We start from the raw sequence: 14,211 nt of genomic DNA on the forward strand, positions 1-14,211 counted from the left end.
TGCGGAGCGTCTCGCGTCGACAATTACTAGGACGTCCTAGTACTTTTGAAGCATGGACGCCGAAGGCATTGAGGCGGGCCGCCGACGGTGGCAGGCCCGGTACGACGCGGCACACAAGCGCGACGCTGACTTCTCCACGCTGTCGGGCGACCCCGTCGAGCCGGTCTACGGGCCCGCCCCGGGCGACACCGTGGAAGGGTTCGAGCGGATCGGCTGGCCCGGCGAGTTCCCGTACACCCGTGGCCTGTACGCCACCGGCTACCGGGGCCGGGCCTGGACCATCCGCCAGTTCGCGGGGTTCGGCAATGCCGAGCAGACCAATGAGCGCTACAAGATGATCCTCAAGGCGGGCGGCGGCGGGCTCTCGGTCGCCTTCGACATGCCGACCCTGATGGGCCGCGACTCCGACGATCCGCACGCGCTCGGCGAGGTCGGCCACTGCGGTGTCGCCATCGACTCCGCCGCCGACATGGAGATCCTCTTCAAGGACATCCCGCTCGGCGATGTCACCACCTCGATGACCATCAGCGGTCCGGCCGTCCCCGTCTTCTGTATGTACCTGGTCGCCGCCGAGCGCCAGGGCGTGGACATCTCGCGGCTCAACGGCACCCTCCAGACGGACATCTTCAAGGAGTACATCGCGCAGAAGGAGTGGCTCTTCCCGCCCGAGCCGCATCTGAAGCTGATCGGCGACCTGATGGAGTACTGCTCCGAGGGCATCCCGGCGTACAAGCCGCTGTCCGTCTCCGGGTACCACATCCGCGAGGCCGGGGCGACGGCCGCGCAGGAGCTCGCGTACACCCTCGCCGACGGCTTCGGGTATGTGGAGCTCGGCCTCTCCCGCGGGCTGGACGTCGACACCTTCGCGCCCGGCCTGTCCTTCTTCTTCGACGCGCACGTCGACTTCTTCGAGGAGATCGCCAAATTCCGCGCCGCCCGCCGGATCTGGGCCCGCTGGATGCGCGATGTCTACGGGGCGAAAACCGAGAAGGCGCAGTGGCTGCGGTTCCACACCCAGACCGCCGGGGTCTCGCTCACCGCCCAGCAGCCGTACAACAACGTGGTGCGGACGGCGGTGGAGGCCCTCGCCGCGGTCCTCGGCGGCACCAACTCGCTGCACACCAACGCCCTGGACGAGACCCTGGCGCTGCCCAGCGAGCAGGCCGCCGAGATCGCCCTGCGCACCCAGCAGGTGCTGATGGAGGAGACCGGGGTCCTCAATGTGGCCGATCCGCTGGGCGGTTCCTGGTACATCGAGGCGCTGACCGACCGGATCGAGGCCGACGCCGAGAAGATCTTCGAACAGATCAAGGAGCGCGGCCGCCGCACGGTGCCGGATGGGCAGCAGCCCCAGTGGCCGATCACCGCCGGCATCCTCCAGGGCATCGAGGACGGCTGGTTCACCGGCGAGATCGCCGAATCCGCCTTCCGCTACCAGCGCTCCCTGGAGAAGGGGGACAAGAAGGTCGTCGGCGTCAACTGCCACGAGGGCTCGGTCACCGGCGATCTGGAGATCCTGCGGGTCAGCCACGAGGTCGAGCGCGAGCAGGTGCGGGTGCTGGGCGCCCGTAAGGCCGGCCGGGACGAGGCCGAGATCGCCGAGGGGCTGAAGGCGCTGGTCGCCGCCGCCCGCGAGGGCTCCAACATGATCGAGCCGATGCTGAGGGCGGTGCGCGCCGAGGCGAGCCTCGGCGAGATCTGCGACGCCCTCCGCGACGAGTGGGGAATCTATACGGAGCCGGCCGGCTTCTGAGCCCCGTCCGGGGCGGGGCCGGCCGCGGCACCGCCGGAATCCGCCCCGGTCAGTCCGTACAGCAGCAGGTCGGTGAAGTCCCGCGCCCACCGCGGGTCCACCGGTTCCGCGCTGATCATCAGCCGGTGGAGCACCGCCCCGGCGACCGTGTCGAAGATCAGGTCCGCGTGGCGGGCCGACTCCCCCGGGTCCTCCTCGCGCGGCAGCTCACCGCGGAGCCGGGCGCGCTCCCGGCCGACCATGACCAGCCGCTTCTGCCGGTCCACGATCGCCGAGCGCACCCGGCACCGCAGCGCCTCGTCGTGCATGGCCTCCGCGATGACGGCCATCAGCGCGGTGCCCGTCTCGGGGCGCTCCAGCAGCGCCCCCAGCCGGATCACCACGGCCTCCACATCGGCGTGCAGACTGCCGCGGTCGGTCGCCTCCAGGTGTTCGTCGAAGACCGCCGCTATCGCGTCCACCACCAGCTCGCACTTGCTCGCCCAGCGGCGGTAGAGGGTCGTCTTGGCGACCCCGGCGCGGGCCGCCACGTCGCCCAGCGTCAGCTTCGCCCAGCCCAGTTCCACCAGGGCGGCACGGGTGGCGCCCAGGATGGCTCGGTCGGCCTCGGCGCTGCGCGGGCGCCCGGTGCGGCGTGCGGACGGGCTCATGCGCGGCACCCTACCCGCCAGTACCGCACAGCGTCCCGGGTGAGTTACGCTACGGCTCGTAGCGTAAGGGTGGGCCACGGCCGGGCCGTCGGCCGATGCGCTTTTCCCTTCACCGGGGGAAGAGGGGAGGATGGGACCATGCAGCCACGGAACATGTCCATGAGTGGAGTGGTCGACCTCGCCGCGGTGAAGGCGGCCGGAGAAGCGAAGCAGAAGGCGGAGAAGGCGCGAGCACAGGCGGCCCGCTCCGGGGGCGCCGCGGCGCCCGCCCGTCTGATCTTCAATGTCGACGAAGCGGGTTTTCAGCAGGACGTCCTGCAGCGCTCCACCGAAGTGCCGGTCGTCATCGACTTCTGGGCCGAGTGGTGCGAGCCGTGCAAGCAGCTCGGTCCCATCCTGGAGCGGCTGGCGACGGAGTACGCCGGGCAGTTCGTCCTCGCCAAGATCGACGTCGACGCCAACCAGATGCTCTTCCAGCAGTTCGGCGTGCAGGGCATCCCCGCGGTCTTCGCGGTGATCGCGGGCCAGCCGGTGCCGCTTTTCCAGGGTGCCGCGCCCGAGGCGCAGATCCGCCAGGTGCTGGACCAGCTGATCCAGGCGGCGGAGCAGCAGTTCGGCATTGTGGGTACACCTGTCGAACCCGGCGCCCAGGACGAGGGTGCCGAGGAGGCCGCCCCGGAGGTCCCCGAGTCGCCGCAGGAGACCGCGCTCGGCGCGGCCCATCAGGCGCTGGACGCCGGGGACCTGGGCGGTGCGGTGGCGGCGTACCGAAGCGTGCTCGCCGACGACCCGGCCAACGACGAGGCGAAGCTGGGCCTGGCCCAGGCCCAGTTGCTGGAGCGTGTTCAGGGAGTGGACGCCACCCAGGCGCGCAAGGCGGCCGCGGAGAACCCTGCGGATGCCAAGGCCCAGATCACGGCGGCCGACCTGGACTTGGTGGGCGGTCATGTGGAAGACGCCTTCGGGCGGTTGGTGGACACGGTGCGTCGCACCGCGGGGGACGATCGGGACGCGGCCCGCGTTCATCTCCTGAGTCTGTTCGAGGTGATTGGCGGTGAGGACCCCCGAGTGGTGGCGGCGCGCGGCGCGTTGGCGCGCGTGCTGTTCTGACCTCGGGCTCCTCAAACAACACAGCGGCCGCTCTTTACCAAAACTTGGTAAACGCGGCCGCTGTTACTGCCAGTAAATGCGGACCCGGGCTTTGTCCGGTCTTGGAGTAAATCTCCCTCTCTTTCCGGTCACGGTCCGGCAACCCTGTGTGCCCGATCTCGACCGTCCTGCCGCAGTTCGGTTATCCGTCCGTTACTCGCTAGTAACGAACCCCTTGTGCCTGGGCCGGGAATGGACCACGATCGGCCAAGCTCGGTCCATCCCCCCGTAGCTCGGCATCCGGTCGGCGCGTCGGTGTGGTTGGGTCCCCACCGGGCAGGCCGGCGGCAGTGGCGTCGGCCGTGGACAGGGGGGTCTCTGCCCCAAAGGCAGGGCCTGTCCAGGAGGTTGCGCGAGATTGCGTGGCCAGTGGTTGTCGCTCGGGGGTGATCGCCGGTGTTGCGGGTGCGGTGTGCGCCTGTCAGACGTGGGCGCTCTCCTTCCCGAGGACGTAGCACTTCTCCCATCCCAGGTCCGGGGTTCGCCCCGGCCGGAGATGTACGTCCGAGAAGGAGGAAAGTCATGGAGTCCGTGGCTCGTGGCGGCACCAGATGGAAGCGGTTCGCCGTTGTCATGGTGCCGAGCGTTGCTGCCACGGCCGCGATCGGCGTCGCCCTGTCCCAGGGTGCGCTCGCGGCCTCGTTCAACGTGTCCGGTCAGCAGTTCAAGGTCTCGGTCGACCGGCTCGACGGCACCGGGTTCGCGCAGTACGGCGCGCTGGACACCCAGCACGGGGGCAAGAAGATCCCCGTCGCGGTGTCGGCGTTCAAGAGCGCGAAGCTCAAGGGCCTGTGCCAGTCCGTCGTGATCCCGGTTCCCGTCTTCGGCGATGTGTCGCTGAAGCTGACGGCAGGCAACGGCAGCAAGCAGGTCGAGGCCAAGAACCTCTTCATCGATCTCGATCAGCTCAACGCGGACGCCACGTTCCGTGGGATCGACATCGGTGTGGCGGCGGGTGACGCGCACAAGGGTCCTGGCATCAACAAGGGCGATGCGGCCGATCCCGGTTCGTTCGGCCAGCAGTCGGATTCGGCGACGCTGGTCGGTGTGAAGCAGACCGCCTGGGCGACCAGTGCGGGCACGTTCAAGCTCTCCGGCCTTTCGATGAAGGTCAGCAAGGGCAAGAACGAATGCTTCTGATCCGTTGAGCTGAGGGTGAGGGGCCGCGGCGCTGCCCCTCACCCGGGCATCGACCAGCAGCGCGTATGCGCCACGCCAGTACTGCTGTAGAACAACCGCGATCACACCGATCGCCGGCCCCAGGGAGCTGTTTTCGATGAGTGCCGAGTCGCCGGGGGCGAGTGACCGTATCAGCCGCCTGCGGGAGTCCTTCAGGGCGTGGCGCTGGCAGCGCCCGTTCTGGGCCGGGCTGTTGAGCCTGCTCGCGGGGCTGCCGATCATGTACTTCCCGTACAACGACGTCAACGCGGGCGGATTCACCATCAACATGTCCACCACCGCCGGATCGGCCTCGCTGATCATCGGGGTGCTGTTGGTGGTCCTGGGCCTGACCATGTGGTTCCAGCCCATGGTGCGGGTGTTCGCCGGAGTCGCCACGATCCTGCTCGGCCTGGTGTCGATCCCCGTTTCGAACTTCGGCGGCTTCCTGATGGGATTCCTGCTCGCGCTGTTCGGCGGCGGCATGAGCATCTCCTGGGCACCGGGTGAGACTCCCTCCGCGCAGCCGGCCGAGGGGCCGGGAGCGGCGCCGCAGGACGACGGGAACGGTGACAACGTGCCGGAACCGGCCGGGGCCGGGTCCGCACCGGACCAGGAAGCCAGGAATGGGAGGCACCGTGCGGGGTGAAGACCGACCCGAGCAGCCGGAGGGAGTGAGCCCGCGCCGGGTCAGAACGGGCCCGCGGCACGCGGCACCGAAGAAGTCGGTACTCACCCGCCTTCAGGTGCCCGCCGGCAAGGCCATAGCGCTGGCCGCCATGCCGACGGCCGTGCTGATGGGCATGGGGCTCACTCCGCAGCTCGCCTCGGCCAACCCCCGGCCCGAGGACCGGTACAAGGCCGGGCCGTGCGTGTCCCAGCCGGACGAGGCGGACAAGGACGACTCCAAGGGCGGCAAGGACGCCTCGGATTCGCGACCCGACGACAAGGCCGACAAGGACTCCAAGGACGCCGAGGACGCGAAGGGTTCGCCCGAGAAGGGCTCCCAGGACGGCTCCAAGGGCTCTGAGGATTCCTCGGACGGCAAGGCGGGCTCGGACGACGACAAGGCCACCTCCACGCCGTCTCCGTCCCGTTCCTCCTCCGCGCCGTCGTCCGGTGCCGGGGACGAGGAGCCGTCGGCCTCGCCGAGCCCGTCGGAGTCCAAGAACCCCCTGGACCCGCTGGGTCTCGGGGACGCGCTTCACGACATCCTGACGCCCGAGGAGAAGGCCGAGGAGCCGGCCGAGCCGAGCGCCTCGCCGAGCCCCTCGTCGAGCGAGGAGCCCAGCTCGTCGCCGTCGCCGTCCCCGTCGAAGTCCCAGAGCTCCGACAAGCTCACCGATCCGGTCAAGGACACGGTGGACAAGGTGGGCAAGGGCGTCAAGGACACCGTGGACGGGGCGGGGAAGACCGTCGAGGACGCCAAGGACAAAGCGGACAAGGCACTTCCGAAGCCCTCCTCGTCCGCCTCGAAGGACGCGAACGGCAAGGAGGCGTTCCCCTGCCCCGAGTTCGACGCCGACGCGTACGAGAACGCCGAGACCGAGCCGACCTCGAGCCTGCTGCCCGAGGACCCGTGGACCCTCAAGAGCACCCTGCTGAGCCTGCACGGCCTGGACTACAAGGGCATCGTGGAGGTCAAGACGCAGGGCGGCCAGGTCAAGAAGGTCCTGAAGTTCACCGCCTCGGGTGTGGACATCAAGGATCTGCACCAGCTGGTGGTGGGCCCGGCCGGGACCACGACCCATGTGCAGGCGCGCGAAGGGTCCACCTCGACCATTCGCAACGGCACGGTGACCATGTACACCGAGGAGCTGAAGGGGAACCTGCTGGGGCTCATCCCGATCACCTTCAGCCCCAAGAGCCCGCCGCCGGTCAACATCCCCGAGGTGTTCTTCACCGATGTCACGGTCACGCAGGCCGGCCAGTTCGGTGGCGACCTGACCGTACCGGGCATGCATCTGTTCAAGACCGGGGAGTGACCCCGCGAGATCACCGGGGAGCCGCACACCCCTCCTCCGGGAGGGAAACGACCGTGGGCACCGCCTCCACTCGGAGACGGTGCCCACGGTCGCGTTCGGCGCGCTACCGGCTCGCGCCGCCCAGGTGGTGCACCCGGACCATGTTGGTGGTGCCGGGGACGCCGGGAGGCGAACCGGCGGTCATGATCATGGTGTCGCCCGCGGAGTAGCGGCCCAGCTTCAGCAGCTCGGCGTCGACCAGGTCGACCATCGCGTCGGTGTGCTCGACGTACGGCACCACGTAGGACTCCACGCCCCAGCTCAGCGTGAGCTGGTTGCGGGTGGACGCGTCCGTGGTGAAGGCCACGATCGGCTGCTGGGCGCGGTAGCGGGACAGCCGGCGGGCGGTGTCACCGGACTGGGTGAAGGCGACCAGCGACTTGGCGCCCAGGAAGTCGGCGATCTCGCACGCCGCGCGGGCCACCGAACCGCCCTGGGTGCGCGGCTTCTTGCCGTGCACCAGCGGCTGCAGACCGCGCGAGAGCAGCTCCTGCTCGGCGGCCTGGACGATCCGGGACATCGTCTTGACCGTCTCGATCGGGTACGCACCGACCGAGGACTCGGCGGAGAGCATCACCGCGTCCGCGCCGTCCAGGATCGCGTTGGCCACGTCGGACGCCTCGGCGCGGGTCGGCCGGGAGTTGGTGATCATCGACTCCATCATCTGGGTCGCGACGATCACCGGCTTGGCGTTGCGGCGGCAGAGCTCGATCAGCCGCTTCTGCACCATCGGGACCTTCTCCAGCGGATACTCCACCGCGAGGTCACCACGGGCCACCATGACCCCGTCGAAGGCCGCGACGACGTCCGTCATATTGGCGACCGCCTGCGGCTTCTCCACCTTGGCGATCACCGGCACCCGGCGGCCCACCTCGTCCATGACGCGGTGGACGTCCCGGACGTCGGACGCGTCCCGGACGAAGGACAGGGCGACCATGTCGCACCCCATCCGCAGGGCGAACTTCAGGTCCTCGACGTCCTTCTCGGACAGCGCGGGCACATTGACCGCCGCACCCGGCAGGTTGATCCCCTTGTGGTCGGAGATCACCCCGCCCTCGATGACGATGGTCCGGACCCGGGAGCCCTCGACCGCGGTGACCCGCAACTCGACATTGCCGTCGTTGATCAGGACCTGGTCGCCCTTGGACACATCGCCCGGCAGCCCCTTGTAGGTGGTGCCGCAGATGGTGCGGTCACCCTCCACGTCCTCGGTGGTGATGATGAACTCGTCCCCGCGGACCAGCTCCACCGGGCCGTCCTTGAAGGTCTCCAGACGGATCTTGGGGCCCTGGAGGTCGGCGAGGACGCCGACCGCGTGCCCGGTCTCCTCGGAGGCCTTGCGGACGCGGTGGTACCGCTCCTCATGCTCCGGGTGGGTTCCGTGGCTCATGTTGAACCGGGCCACGTTCATCCCGGCCTCGATGAGGGACTTCAGCTGATCGTAGGAGTCGACAGCAGGGCCCAGAGTGCAGACGATTTTGGAACGGCGCATGAGGCAGATCCTATCGGTTTGTTTCGGAGCGGAATTTTTCAGTCTTGGGCATAGCGGAGCCGGAACCGGAGGCTAGGCGCTGACCAGGGCGAACGTCTGGCCGGCGATCTCCAGCTCCTCATCGGTGGGCACCACGGCCACCGCGACCCGGCTGGACTCCGTGGAGATCAGCCGCGCCGTGGCGGAGCGCAGCGCGTTGCGGACGCCGTCCACCTCGATGCCGAACGCGGTGAGGTCGCGCAACGCCGCCTCCCGTACCGCCGCGGAGTTCTCCCCCACACCGGCGGTGAACGCGATGGCGTCCACCCGCCCGAGTACCGCGGTGTACGCGCCCACATACTTCCGCAGTCGGTGGCTGTAGATGTCGAAGGCGAGCTGCGCGGCCTGATCGCCCTCGCCCATCCGGCGGCCGATCTCGCGCATGTCGTTGTCCCCGCACAGCCCGGCCAGCCCGCTGCGCTTGTTGAGCAGCGTGTCGATCTCATCGGTCGACATGCCGCCCACCCGGGACAGATGGAAGATCGCCGCCGGGTCGATGTCCCCCGAGCGGGTACCCATCACCAGGCCCTCCAACGGGGTCAGCCCCATCGAGGTCTCCACGCAGACGCCGCCGCGCACCGCCGAGGCGCTGGCCCCGTTGCCCAGGTGCAGCACGATCGTGTTGACCTCCGCCGGGTCCTTGCCCAGCAGGGCGGCGGTGGCCCGGGAGACATACGCGTGCGAGGTGCCGTGGAAGCCGTAGCGCCGCACCCCCCATCGGTCGGCGGTGTCCACGTCGATCGCGTAGCGCGCCGCCGCCTCCGGGATGGTCGAGTGGAACGCGGTGTCGAAGACCGCGACCTGCGGCAGGTCCGGGCGCAGCGCGCGGGCCACCTTGATCCCGGTGACGTTGGCCGGGTTGTGCAGCGGGGCCAGCGGGATCAGCTTCGCGATCTCCTCGACCACCTCGTCGGTGATCAGGGTCGGCTCGGTGAACCGGGTGCCGCCGTGCACCACCCGGTGGCCGACCGCCGCCAGCTCGGGCGAGTCGAGGCCCAGGCCCTGGGCGGCCAGTTCGTCGGCGACCTGTTTGAGGGCCGCCGCGTGGTCGGCGACGGGCCCCTCACCGATCCGCTCCACGATGCCGGAGGCGGGCCGGGAGCCGTCGGCCATGTCCAGAAGCTGGTACTTCACGGACGAGGAGCCGGAGTTGAGGACGAGGACTCGGGAGCCGTTCACGCGGACTGGGCCTTCTCTGTGGGGGATGCCGGCGATGCCGGGGACTGGGCCTGGACGGCGGTGATCGAGACGGTGTTGACGATGTCCTGGACGAGCGCCCCGCGGGACAGGTCGTTCACCGGCTTGCGCAGACCCTGCAGGACCGGGCCGACCGCGACGGCGCCCGCCGAGCGCTGCACGGCCTTGTAGGTGTTGTTGCCGGTGTTCAGGTCCGGGAAGATCAGCACGGTGGCGTTGCCCGCCACCTCGGAGTCGGGCAGCTTGGTCGCCGCGACCGCGGCGTCCACCGCCGCGTCGTACTGGATCGGGCCCTCGACCAGCAGGTCGGGGCGGCGCTCGCGGACCAGCTCGGTCGCCTTGCGGACCTTGTCCACATCCGCGCCGGAGCCCGAGGTGCCGGTGGAGTACGACAGCATCGCGATCCTCGGCTCCACCCCGAACCGGGCGGCCGTCGTCGCCGACTGGATGGCGATGTCCGCGAGCTGCTCGGCGTCCGGGTCGGGGTTGACCGCGCAGTCGCCGTAGACCAGCACCCGGTCGGCCAGGCACATGAAGAAGACCGAGGAGACGATCTCGGCGCCCGGGGCGGTCTTGATGATCTCGAAGGCGGGCCGGATGGTGGCGGCGGTGGAGTGCACCGCGCCCGAGACCATGCCGTCGGCCAGGCCCTCCTGGACCATCAGGGTGCCGAAGTACGAGACGTCGGCCACCACGTCGTACGCCAGCTCGTAGGAGACGCCCTTGTGGGCGCGCAGCTTCGCGTACCCCTCGGCGAAGCGCTCGCGCAGCGGGGAGGTCTGCGGATCGACGATCTGCGCCTCGGCGAGCTGGATGCCGAGTTCGGCCGCGCGCTTGCGGATCGCGTCCTCCTCGCCCAGCAGTGTGAGATCGCACACATCGCGGCGGAGCAGTACGTCGGCGGCGCGCAGCACCCGCTCCTCCGCGCCCTCGGGCAGCACCACCCGGCGGCGACGGGACCGGGACCGCTCGATCAGCTCGCGCTCGAACATCATCGGGGTGACCCGGGCCGAGCGGCCCACCGAGATGCGCTCGGTCAGCGCGGCGGTGTCCACATGCCGCTCGAAGAGGCCGAGCGCCGTCTCCGCCTTGCGCGGCGCGCTCGCCGTGAGCTTGCCCTCGATGGCGAACAGCTCGGCCGCCGTCGGGAAGGACCCGCCCGCCACCGACACCACCGGGGTCCCCGGGGCCAGTCGCGAGGCCAGCGCCAGGATGTCCGGGCCCGGCCGCTCGTCCAGGGTGAGCAGCACCCCGGCGATCGGCGGGGAGCCGGCGCTGTGCGCGGCCAGCGCGCCCACGATCAGGTCCGCGCGGTCCCCGGGCGTCACCACCAGACAGCCCTCGGTCAGCGCGGGCAGGAAGCTCGGCAGCATCGCGCCGCCGAAGACGAAGTCCCGCACATCCCGGGAGAGCCCGGTCTGATCGCCGAGCAGCACCTCCGCGCCCAGCGTGCGGACGATCTGGGAGACGGTGGGCGCCGACAGCGACGGGTCCTCGGGCAGCACATAGCTGGGGACCGGCAGCTTGGCGGCCAGCCGCTCGGCGATGGCCTCGCGGTCCCCGGGCACCACCCGGTTGACGACCACCGCGACCACATCGCAGCCCTGCGCCTCATAGGCGCGGTAGGCGTTGTGGGCCTCGGCGCCGGCCGACTCGGCGGTCTGCCGCTGCCCGCCGACGACCGTGATCACCGAGGCGCCGAACTCATTGGCGAGCCGTGCGTTCAGCCCCAGCTCGTCGGGGAGGCTGGTGGCCGCGTAGTCGCTGCCCAGCACCAGGACGTAGTCATACGCGTCGGCGACCTCGTGGAAGCGGCCGACCAGCTGCGAGACCAGCTCGTCGGCGCCCCGCTCGGCCTGGAGCGTGGCCGCCTCGTGATATGTCATGCCGAAGACCGACTCCGGCGACTGGCTGAGCCGGTAGCGCGCCCGCAGCAGGTCGAAGAGGCGATCGGGGCCGTCGTGCACCAGGGGGCGGAAGACTCCGACCCGGTCGACATGACGGGTCAGGAGCTCCATCACCCCCAGCTCCACGACCTGGCGTCCGTCGCCACGCTCGACTCCGGTCACGTACACGCTGCGTGTCACGCGCACTCTCCGTTCCTCTGGCGTTCTTGGGTGTTTTCCGTTTGTGCGCCCATGGGACACAAATTGGCCACATTGAACGGCCCGGTCCTCTTGACAATACCTGCGACCGTGATTAAGGCGCTGGCCGCTGGGGGGATACAGCACTACCCCGCCCATGAAACAATCGGACTGGCTCACATCTACCCGTAGGGAGCAGGAGACACAGCACGATGCGCATCGGAGTTCTCACCGCAGGCGGCGACTGCCCCGGCCTCAACGCTGTGATCCGGTCGGTGGTGCACCGCGCGGTCGCCGGCCACGGAGACGAGGTGATCGGGTTCGAGGACGGCTTCAAGGGGCTCCTCGACGGCCGTCACCGCAAGCTGGACCTGGACGCCGTCAGTGGCATCCTCGCCCGCGGTGGCACCATCCTCGGCTCCTCCCGGCTGGAGCGCGCCCGGCTGCGCGAGGCGTGCGAGACCTCGAAGGACCACGCGCGCGACTATGGGATAGATGTGCTGATCCCGATCGGCGGCGAGGGCACCCTCACCGCCGCGCGGATGCTCTCCGACGCGGGCCTGCCGATCGTCGGCGTCCCGAAGACGATCGACAACGACATCTCCTCCACCGACCGCACCTTCGGCTTCGACACCGCCGTCGGCGTCGCCACCGAGGCCATGGACCGGCTGAAGACCACCGCCGAATCACATCAGCGGGTCATGGTCGTCGAGGTCATGGGACGCCACGCGGGCTGGATCGCACTGGAGTCCGGGATGGCCGGCGGCGCCCACGGCATCTGCCTGCCGGAGCGGCCCTTCGAGGTCGACGGGCTGGTGAAGATGGTCGAGGAGCGGTTCTCGCGGGGCAAGAAGTTCGCGGTCATCTGCGTCGCCGAGGGCGCGCACCCGGCCGAGGGCTCCATGGAGTACCAGAAGGGCGCGATCGACCAGTACGGCCATGAGCGGTTCACCGGTATCGGCAACCGCCTCGCGGCCGAGCTGGAGCGGCGCCTGGGCAAGGAGGCCCGCCCGGTCATTCTGGGCCATGTGCAGCGCGGCGGCACGCCCACCGCGTACGACCGCGTACTGGCCACCCGCTTCGGCTGGCACGCCGTCGAGGCGGCGCACCGCGGCGACTTCGGCATGATGACCGCGCTGCGCGGCACGGACATCACGATGGTGCCGATCGCCAACGCGGTCACCGAGCTCAAGACCGTTCCGGTCGACCGGATGGACGAGGCCGAGTCGGTCTTCTGAGCCGTCAGGCGCGTGCTCGCCGCTGCTGGTTGGGGGCGCTCTCCCGATCGGTGGGCGGTCACTCCCGATCGTTTGGGCGCCGGCTAGCGCTCGTTGGGCCTCTCCCGCCTCTCGTTGGCTCCCTCGTCGGCCGCGGCGGCCTTGATCATCCCCCCGTGGAGAATCAACGCCGCTGCGGCCGCGCGTGGTTGGCGAGGTTCACTCTTGAACGAACCGCCGGAGTGAACAAGGCTGTCCCGTGTCCCGGACAGGCCCGGGACGCAGGGGCGGGGGAGAGAACCGCAGATGGCCGATGCCGACAGGGCTCCGGATCCACGGCGGGCGCGGAGCGCCCGCGAGTTCATCGCCGCGCTGCAGGCACTCAAGGACTGGTCCCGGCTGACCTACCGGGAGTTGGCCGCACGGGCCGACGCGGTCGGGGACATACTGCCGCGCAGCACGATCGCCAATATGCTCGGGCGCACCACGCTGCCCCGCGAGGAGCTGGTCGCGGCCTTCGTACGGGCCTGTGGCGTGGGGGCCCCGGAGCTCACCGTCTGGCTGGCCGTCCGTAAGGACCTCGCGACGCGCGCCGCCGAACCGGGGGCGGGTCTCCTCGGGGAGGCCGCGGCGGATGCCACCCCGGTCGAGCCACTTGAGCCTCTCGTCCAGGGCGAGCCCGCATCGCCGGCCGCGCCCTCCTCCTCCCGTACGCCCCAGGCGGGCGCCCGGCGCTCCCGTACGCCGATGCTGAGCGGCGCGCTCGCGCTGACGGTCGCCGTGGCCGCGACGGCGGCCGTGCTCGTCTGGCGGGCGCACGACGACGGGCGCGGCGAGGGCGACGGACCGGACAGGAAGGGCGGGTCCGCGGCGGTCTCCTCGGACGGCCCGGCGCCCGCGCCCGGGAAGTACCGGATCCGGGCCGTCCACTCCTCGCTGTGTCTGTCCGAACGTCCCCAGGACAAGACCGCCTGGGTCTATCAGGTGCCGTGCGCGGACGTCTTCCCCTCGTTCTCGCTCCAGCGCCTGGACGACGGGCTGTGGCGGATCGCCACCCTCCACCCCGAGCACGGCCCGGGCTGCTCCGGAATCATGGGCCAGAGCAAGGCCGAGGGTGCCTGGTTGGGCGACGACTACTGCGAGAGCAGGGGAGCGGGCGAGGAGTTCCGGCTGGAGGCCGTCGACCGGCCCACCGAGGGATTCCGGCTGCGGCCCGCGCACACCGGCCAGTGTCTGGGGCTGCCCGGCGGCACGACCCGACGCTGGGCCCATGTGGTCCAACTGCCGTGCCGGTCCGGCGCCCCGGGACAGGTCTTCCGCTTCGACCCGGTGGGCGCCGGGGCGAAAGGGGAGCCCTCCGGGCCGAAGAAGGAGCCCTCCGAGCCGAAGAAGGAGCCCTCCGGCGCGAAAGGATAGCCGCGCCGCCGCCGTGCTCCCGCCCCTCTGAT

General features: G+C 70.2%; 11 protein-coding genes. 7 read left to right on the forward strand and 4 right to left on the reverse strand.

Translation table 11 applies throughout. The annotated features are described in order from the left end of the window. Positions 1-52: 52 nt before the first annotated feature. A complete protein-coding gene (locus AS97_RS30805) occupies positions 53-1,753 on the forward strand; it encodes a methylmalonyl-CoA mutase family protein (protein ID WP_125758637.1) in 1,701 nt (566 codons plus the stop codon). Here AS97_RS30805 and AS97_RS30810 read toward each other — a convergent pair. After that, positions 1,729-2,403, reverse strand: a complete 675-nt coding sequence (locus AS97_RS30810) for a TetR/AcrR family transcriptional regulator (RefSeq protein ID WP_059147640.1) — start codon at positions 2,401-2,403, stop codon at positions 1,729-1,731. The genes AS97_RS30805 and AS97_RS30810 overlap by 25 nt on opposite strands. Before the next feature lie 138 nt (positions 2,404-2,541). On the opposite strand from AS97_RS30810, the gene AS97_RS30815 reads away from it, so the two are divergent. From AS97_RS30815 to AS97_RS30830, 4 genes are all read left to right on the forward strand, one after another. After that, entirely contained in the window at positions 2,542-3,513 is a 972-nt protein-coding gene (locus tag AS97_RS30815; RefSeq protein WP_059147639.1) for a tetratricopeptide repeat protein, read from the forward strand. Between the two features lie 561 nt (positions 3,514-4,074). Continuing rightward, a complete protein-coding gene (locus AS97_RS30820) occupies positions 4,075-4,692 on the forward strand; it encodes a DUF6230 family protein (RefSeq protein WP_059147638.1) in 618 nt (205 codons plus the stop codon). A gap of 136 nt (positions 4,693-4,828) precedes the next feature. Then, a complete protein-coding gene (locus AS97_RS30825) occupies positions 4,829-5,359 on the forward strand; it encodes a DUF6114 domain-containing protein (protein ID WP_059147637.1) in 531 nt (176 codons plus the stop codon). Further along, positions 5,337-6,695, forward strand: a complete 1,359-nt coding sequence (locus AS97_RS30830) for a hydrogenase expression protein HypF (protein ID WP_125758638.1) — start codon at positions 5,337-5,339, stop codon at positions 6,693-6,695. Before AS97_RS30825 ends, AS97_RS30830 begins: the two co-directional genes overlap by 23 nt. A gap of 103 nt (positions 6,696-6,798) precedes the next feature. Here AS97_RS30830 and pyk read toward each other — a convergent pair whose 3' ends face one another. The 3 genes from pyk to pta all read right to left on the reverse strand — a co-directional run bounded on the left by pyk (position 6,799) and on the right by pta (position 11,549). Further along, positions 6,799-8,226 (reverse strand): pyruvate kinase, encoded by a 1,428-nt coding sequence (gene pyk / locus AS97_RS30835; RefSeq protein ID WP_059147635.1) that lies wholly within the window; start codon positions 8,224-8,226, stop codon positions 6,799-6,801. 72 nt (positions 8,227-8,298) lie between these two features. Then, complete coding sequence (locus AS97_RS30840) at positions 8,299-9,444, reverse strand: acetate kinase (protein ID WP_059147634.1); 1,146 nt, start codon at positions 9,442-9,444, stop codon at positions 8,299-8,301. Further along, on the reverse strand, positions 9,441-11,549 hold the full coding sequence (gene pta / locus AS97_RS30845) for a phosphate acetyltransferase (RefSeq protein ID WP_059147633.1): 2,109 nt from the start codon (positions 11,547-11,549) through the stop codon (positions 9,441-9,443). The genes AS97_RS30840 and pta overlap by 4 nt, the downstream gene beginning before the upstream one ends. Positions 11,550-11,758: 209 nt before the next feature. Between pta and AS97_RS30850 the strand changes: the two genes are divergently transcribed. Both AS97_RS30850 and AS97_RS30855 read left to right on the forward strand, forming a co-directional pair. Continuing rightward, positions 11,759-12,784, forward strand: coding sequence for a 6-phosphofructokinase (locus AS97_RS30850; protein ID WP_059147632.1), 1,026 nt, complete (start codon positions 11,759-11,761; stop codon positions 12,782-12,784). 285 nt (positions 12,785-13,069) lie between these two features. Then, positions 13,070-14,179 (forward strand): helix-turn-helix domain-containing protein, encoded by a 1,110-nt coding sequence (locus AS97_RS30855; RefSeq protein ID WP_210566024.1) that lies wholly within the window; start codon positions 13,070-13,072, stop codon positions 14,177-14,179. Positions 14,180-14,211 lie beyond the last annotated feature (32 nt).

The sequence above is a fragment of the Streptomyces sp. AgN23 genome (genome assembly GCF_001598115.1).
In the GTDB taxonomy this organism is placed as follows: Bacteria; Actinomycetota; Actinomycetes; order Streptomycetales; family Streptomycetaceae; genus Streptomyces; species Streptomyces antimycoticus.

Coding starts and splice junctions, on each gene's coding strand:
- AS97_RS30810 (WP_059147640.1), bottom strand. CDS start 2,403: ATGAGCCCGTCCGCACGCCGCACCGGGCGCCCGCGCAGCGCCGAGGCC.
- AS97_RS30815 (WP_059147639.1), top strand. CDS start 2,542: ATGCAGCCACGGAACATGTCCATGAGTGGAGTGGTCGACCTCGCCGCG.
- AS97_RS30820 (WP_059147638.1), top strand. CDS start 4,075: ATGGAGTCCGTGGCTCGTGGCGGCACCAGATGGAAGCGGTTCGCCGTT.
- AS97_RS30825 (WP_059147637.1), top strand. CDS start 4,829: ATGAGTGCCGAGTCGCCGGGGGCGAGTGACCGTATCAGCCGCCTGCGG.
- AS97_RS30805 (WP_125758637.1), top strand. CDS start 53: ATGGACGCCGAAGGCATTGAGGCGGGCCGCCGACGGTGGCAGGCCCGG.
- AS97_RS30830 (WP_125758638.1), top strand. CDS start 5,337: ATGGGAGGCACCGTGCGGGGTGAAGACCGACCCGAGCAGCCGGAGGGA.
- AS97_RS30855 (WP_210566024.1), top strand. CDS start 13,070: ATGGCCGATGCCGACAGGGCTCCGGATCCACGGCGGGCGCGGAGCGCC.
- pyk (WP_059147635.1), bottom strand. CDS start 8,226: ATGCGCCGTTCCAAAATCGTCTGCACTCTGGGCCCTGCTGTCGACTCC.
- AS97_RS30850 (WP_059147632.1), top strand. CDS start 11,759: ATGCGCATCGGAGTTCTCACCGCAGGCGGCGACTGCCCCGGCCTCAAC.